The 5,334-nt window shown below is 46.0% G+C and carries 6 protein-coding genes; 3 read left to right on the forward strand and 3 right to left on the reverse strand.

Translation table 11 applies throughout. The features are described from left to right. Positions 1 to 706, forward strand: a 706-nt coding sequence (locus F6K57_RS27870) for a sporulation protein (RefSeq protein ID WP_293071652.1), incomplete at its 5' end; no start/stop codon positions are given. Between the two features lie 2 nt (positions 707 to 708). On the opposite strand, the gene F6K57_RS27875 is transcribed toward F6K57_RS27870, so the two are convergent. Further along, entirely contained in the window at positions 709 to 1,593 is an 885-nt protein-coding gene (locus F6K57_RS27875; protein ID WP_293071653.1) for a fructosamine kinase family protein, read from the reverse strand. A 238-nt stretch (positions 1,594 to 1,831) separates the two neighbouring features. Here F6K57_RS27875 and F6K57_RS27880 point away from each other — a divergent pair, with 238 nt between their 5' ends. Further along, positions 1,832 to 1,960: a hypothetical protein gene (locus F6K57_RS27880; protein WP_293071654.1), complete on the forward strand. Its 129-nt coding sequence runs from the start codon at positions 1,832 to 1,834 to the stop codon at positions 1,958 to 1,960. On the opposite strand, the gene F6K57_RS27885 is transcribed toward F6K57_RS27880, so the two are convergent. Further along, positions 1,918 to 3,201 carry a pitrilysin family protein gene (locus F6K57_RS27885; protein ID WP_293071655.1) on the reverse strand — a complete coding sequence of 428 codons (1,284 nt, stop codon included), beginning with the start codon at positions 3,199 to 3,201 and terminating at the stop codon, positions 1,918 to 1,920. The two genes, F6K57_RS27880 and F6K57_RS27885, sit on opposite strands and share 43 nt — an antisense overlap. A 29-nt stretch (positions 3,202 to 3,230) precedes the next feature. Then, a complete protein-coding gene (locus F6K57_RS27890; RefSeq protein ID WP_293071656.1) occupies positions 3,231 to 3,452 on the reverse strand; it encodes a hypothetical protein in 222 nt (73 codons plus the stop codon). Positions 3,453 to 3,497: 45 nt separating this feature from the next. On the opposite strand from F6K57_RS27890, the gene crtD reads away from it, so the two are divergent. Then, positions 3,498 to 5,102, forward strand: a complete 1,605-nt coding sequence (crtD, locus tag F6K57_RS27895) for a C-3',4' desaturase CrtD (protein ID WP_293071657.1) — start codon at positions 3,498 to 3,500, stop codon at positions 5,100 to 5,102. Positions 5,103 to 5,334 lie beyond the last annotated feature (232 nt).

Genomic DNA, 5,334 nt, shown 5'->3' on the forward strand with positions numbered 1-5,334 from the left:
TGATTCCCTAGCTCCTGGGGAAATGGTAGAAGGGGAAGTTTATATTACTGGGGGAGATGTTTCCCAGAAAATTGATGATATTTATATTTATGTGGTTACGGAATACTTGCGGGAAGAAGAAGATACCTCAATCACAGAGGAATGCATATTAATGCAATATCGCCTCTCGGAACGCTTCAACTTGCAGGCAAAAGAGGAGATAGTTATTCCATTTTCGTTTCCCCTGCCAGAGGAAACACCACTGACATTAACCAGCCAACCAGTGTATTTACGTACCGGCTTAGATATACCCATTGCCGTTGACCCCAAAGACACCGATTACATTGAAGTACATCCACACCCGTTAATGCAAGCGGTATTTGAGGCATTAGAAAACCTTGGCTTTCAACTTCATGAAGTGGATTGTCAGTACAATACTCACTTCGGGGGTAGATATCCATTCGTCCAAGAGTTCGAGTTTCGACCGATGGGTAAGTATCAGGGTAGCTTGGATGAATTGGAAATCATTTTTTCTCTCTACTCAGAAGACTTAGAAGTTTTCCTAGAAATAGACAAACGAGCCCGTGGATTTGGTGGTTTCCTAGAAGAAGCTTTTGATCTAGATGAACGTTATGTCCAATTTCAGGTAACACTGGATGACCTCAATCTTCCTACGGGTGAATTGGAGGCAATGATTGAGGAGATTATTGAGAGCCAAATTAATTAGAATTAATCTTTCAAAATCTGATCAATCATCCGGTTAGCTTGGGATTCATAACCACTACCAAAGAGATTAAAATGATTGAGGATGTGGTAAAGGTTATAGAGGTTTTTCCGCCGTTTGTAACCTTGCTCTAAAGGCCACACCTCGTTATAGCCTCGATAAAATGCTGCTGGGAAACCACCAAACAATTCGGTCATAGCAATATCAACTTCGCGATCGCCTACATAAGTAGCTGGGTCAAAAATTACTGGTTCTCCCGCCATGGTAATAGCCGCATTACCACCCCATAAATCACCATGTACTAACGAAGGTTGAGGCTGATGATCCAGTAATTTAGGAACTACTGCCAGTAATTGGTCTTGTTTCGGGAAATGACCACTGCGACGCCGTGCTAGCCGAAACTGATAACCGAGGCGATACTCTACAAAAAACTCTACCCAATCCGACATCCATTGATTTACTTGTGGTGTCGAACCAATCGTATTATTTTGATTCCAACCAAACTTATCCATATCGGTTGAAGCTTGGGGGGGAGTAGCCTGATGCATGGCTGCTAAGTTATGTCCCATTTTTACCCAAGACTCGGTACTGTTACCACCACCAAGGTCTAGCCACTCCAAGACAATATAAGAACAATCGACGGCAGTGCCATAGCAAATTGGTTTGGGGATTCGGATTGTCTGGGTTGCCACCATCTGCTTGAGACCGAGGGCTTCGGCCTCAAACATATAGACTTGAGAAGCAGAATTGAGTTTAACAAAATACTTATTAGTCTTACCTACCAGAGCATAACCCTGATTAATACAACCACCACCAACAGATTGGCGCTGGTTAATCTCAAAGGTTTCACCAGTGACTTGGCTGATCTGGTCAGCAATTTCTTTCCACATAGAGGGAGTAGGGAGTAGGGAGTAGGGAGTAGGGAGTAGGGAGCAGGGAGTAGGGAGTAGGGAGTAGGGAGTAGGAGGAATAAAATTGACTATACCTTATAAGTAGGATAGTAGGATAAATGCTATAGATAATTTTGAATTCACCAACAATTCAGCAAAAAAGGAATGTGTTGACCGTTGACGGTTGATTGTAAAAGCAACTCAAAACCAACTAACCACCATAGCGTTTCTCATAGCTATGAGGTACACAGAATTTTTTCCCGACTCCCGATTCCCGACTCCCGATTCCCGACTCCCGATTCCCGATTCCCGATCCCCGATTCCCTACTCCCCGTTCCCTGTTCCCTTTGCGATCACAATACCATAACCATGGGGAGACAGATACTGCTGTGCAGCCTTTTGGATATCAACAGCAGTAACTGATTTAATATGACTAGGGTAATTCAGTGCTGGTTCTAAATCCCCTAGTTGGGAGTAATAGTAACCATATAAACTGGTGCGAGCGCTTGGTTTTTCGTTGTTAAAGATAAACTGATTGGCGACTTTGGTCCGAATCCGAGCAATCTCTGAGTCTGATACCAATTCTGTCTGACAGCGATGGATATGGTTTGCGATCGCATTCTCCACCTCTGCCAAATTCTCAGCTGGGAGTTTAGCAGAAATGTAAAACACCCCTTGCAGCCGCTGAGTGATATTACTAACCCCAATTTGAGTAACCAGTTGCCGTTCTTCTCGCAAATCCCTAAATAGCCTGGACATACGACCTCGTCCTAAAATTCCTGCCAGCACATCCAAAGCATAGGTTTCCTTCAACTCAGGTATACCAGGCACCCGCCACACCATCACCAGCCGCGCTTGTTGTAAAGACTCATCCACATACTCCCGACGGACAATCTTCTCGAAAGCTGGTTCAGGGGGAAGGTTTGTTCTATGTTCTATTGCCCTTGGCTGTGCTTGACTAAATCCATTGGTGACAATTTCAATTAATTCCGTTACTGGCAAATTCCCCACCACTGCCGCAGTCATAGACCCTGGTTGATACCACCTACCGTGAAAGTCACGCATCTGCTGAGGCTGGAGTTGTTCAATCACCGAGGCAGGTCCAAGCACAGGACGTCGATAGGGTAACTGGTCAAAGGTAGTTTCCATTGCCCATCTATGGGTGCGGCGGCGGGGATTATCCTGGGAACGGCGAATTTCTTCCAAAACTACCATGCGCTCCTTTTCAAAGCCATGATCAGGAATACTAGGATTGAGTACCACCTCTAGCTGTAATGGTGCCAGCTCGGCAAAATCTTTAGGAGCTGTAGTGATGTAATAGTGAGTGTAATCCTGACTTGTAGCCGCATTGGTTACAGCACCCCGTTGCTCAATCAGCCGCTCAAACTCACCACTTTGCAATTTTGGTGTGCCCTTAAACACCATATGTTCCAGAAAATGAGCCATACCATTAATCTGATCCGATTCCACTGCGGAACCGACATTAATCCAAACATTCAGATTGACAGCTTCAACAGGCATCTGCTCCGCCACAATGGTTAACCCATTCGGTAGCCTTTCAACAGTCGGAGCATTGAGGGAGGGAGTATTGAGCAAACTGGAAGTCATTAAATTAATCACTAATTGACCACTATTTATTAATGGTAATCTTTCGGTTTGATATCGCGTTTTTGATATAGCAAAGGGAATCGGGAATCGGGAATCGGGAATCGGGAATCGGGAATCGGGAACAGGGAATCGGGAATCGGGAATCGGGAATCGGGATTAGCCACGATAACACCATACTCCCCATCACCCCATCTCCCCATCACCCCATCTCCCCATCTCCCGATTCCCCACTCCCAAAGACCATGACTCAAGGTAGAATTATGATAAGAAACATTAAGAAATGCAAATAAAGCAGCATGGTAAGCACTCAGGGCGGTAAAGGTAAGGTAGAATACCCCAAGGAAGAATTCCCGCAGAAAAAAGTAGCCCAGAAAGTTGTAGTTATCGGCGCAGGAATTGGTGGACTAACCGCTGGAGCACTCCTCGCTCGCCGAGGCTACCGTGTTCTAATACTAGACCAAGCCCTAGTACCAGGAGGATGCGCCTCTACCTTCAAACGCCGGGGCTTTACCTTCGATGTTGGTGCGACCCAGGTAGCTGGCTTAGAACCTGGTGGCATTCACAAACGCATCTTTGATGAACTGGAAGTAGACCTGCCAGCCTCTACCCCCTGTGACCCTGCTTGTGCGGTATTTCTTCCTGGTGAAACCGAACCAATTAACATCTGGCGGAACCCGGAGCAATGGAAAAGAGAACGACAACGCCAGTTTCCCGGTAGTGAACCCTTCTGGCAACTGATGGCAACCTTATTCAATGCCAGTTGGAAGTTCCAATCCCGTGACCCAGTGCTACCACCTCGGAATGTATGGGACTTGTGGCAACTAACCTCAGCAGTGCGTCCGGATACCTTAATTACCCTACCCTTTACCTTCATGACCGTAGCGGATGGGTTACGAGGATATGGCTTATATGACAATAAGCGTCTGAAAACCTTTCTGGATATGCAGCTCAAGCTTTATTCTCAAGTGGATGTTGATCAGACAGCACTGTTGTATGCTGCAACAGCCTTAGGAGTTTCTCAGGAACCCCAAGGGTTATTTCATCTCCAAGGTAGTATGCAAGTGTTAAGCGATCGCTTAGTAGAAGCCCTGGAAAAATGGGGGGGTAAGCTACTCATGCGCCACACCGTTGAAACCATTGAAACATCAGGTGGTAAAGCTACTGGTGTGAGGATTCGCAATCAGAAAACTGGGGAAGTTTGGACAGAACCAGCGGATGAAGTAGTTGCCAATGTTACGGTACAAAACCTAGTCAAATTATTAGGTAATAATCTACAGACATTCCCTGGAACCTCGATGGCAGGCTACTCGATGGCAGGCTATAAGTATCGAGTCGATAAGTTACCTTCACCATCCGGTGCGTTTGTCATCTATCTTGGGGTAGATAAACGCGCAATTCCTGATGGTTGTCCTCCCCATCTTCAGTTTCTCTATGACTACGATGGACCAATTGGCGAGAATAATTCCTTGTTTATTTCGGTGAGTAAGCCAGGAGATGGACGAGCACCAGAGGGAAAAGCTACCATTACTGCCTCATCCTTTACCGATGCTGCCATGTGGTGGCGGGGATCCCAGCAAGACTATGACCGCTTAAAGGAAGAGTATACAGAAAATGCGATCGCACGTCTTAGTCAATACTTTGATTTAACACCAGAGACCATCATTCACCAAGAAGCAGCAACCCCTCGCACCTTTGCCCGTTTTACTGCCAGAGAACAAGGCATTGTCGGAGGGATAGGGCAACGGATACCTACCTTTGGGCCCTTTGGCTTTGCTACTCGCACACCTTGCAAAAGTTTGTGGTTAGTAGGAGATTCAACTCATCCAGGAGAAGGAACAGCTGGGGTAAGTTATTCTGCCCTTACCGCTGTAAGGCAGATTGAGACATCATTTTGCTTATAGGGGTGCAAGCCAAGGGTCCCTAGCTTGGGTTATGGGGTAAAAGTCTAAAATGTCAAGATCCATGGGATCTGTTTTTTGCCAAACCAGCTGTGGAAGGCTACTAAAACCAACCCCAAAGAGTTAGGATTAATGACCCGACAGCCTCATGATCAATTTGCCAAACAGTATCTAACGGAGTTGTTAACACCTCACGGTCAGGTAGAAGTCAGCCGAGAACTAACCACTGAAGTTC

Origin of the sequence: Moorena sp. SIO4A5, from assembly GCF_010672005.1 — a bacterium.
Classification (GTDB): Bacteria; Cyanobacteriota; Cyanobacteriia; order Cyanobacteriales; family Coleofasciculaceae; genus Moorena.

Coding starts and splice junctions, on each gene's coding strand:
- F6K57_RS27875 (WP_293071653.1), bottom strand. CDS start 1,593: ATGTGGAAAGAAATTGCTGACCAGATCAGCCAAGTCACTGGTGAAACC.
- F6K57_RS27880 (WP_293071654.1), top strand. CDS start 1,832: ATGAGGTACACAGAATTTTTTCCCGACTCCCGATTCCCGACTCCCGAT.
- F6K57_RS27885 (WP_293071655.1), bottom strand. CDS start 3,201: ATGACTTCCAGTTTGCTCAATACTCCCTCCCTCAATGCTCCGACTGTT.
- crtD (WP_293071657.1), top strand. CDS start 3,498: ATGGTAAGCACTCAGGGCGGTAAAGGTAAGGTAGAATACCCCAAGGAA.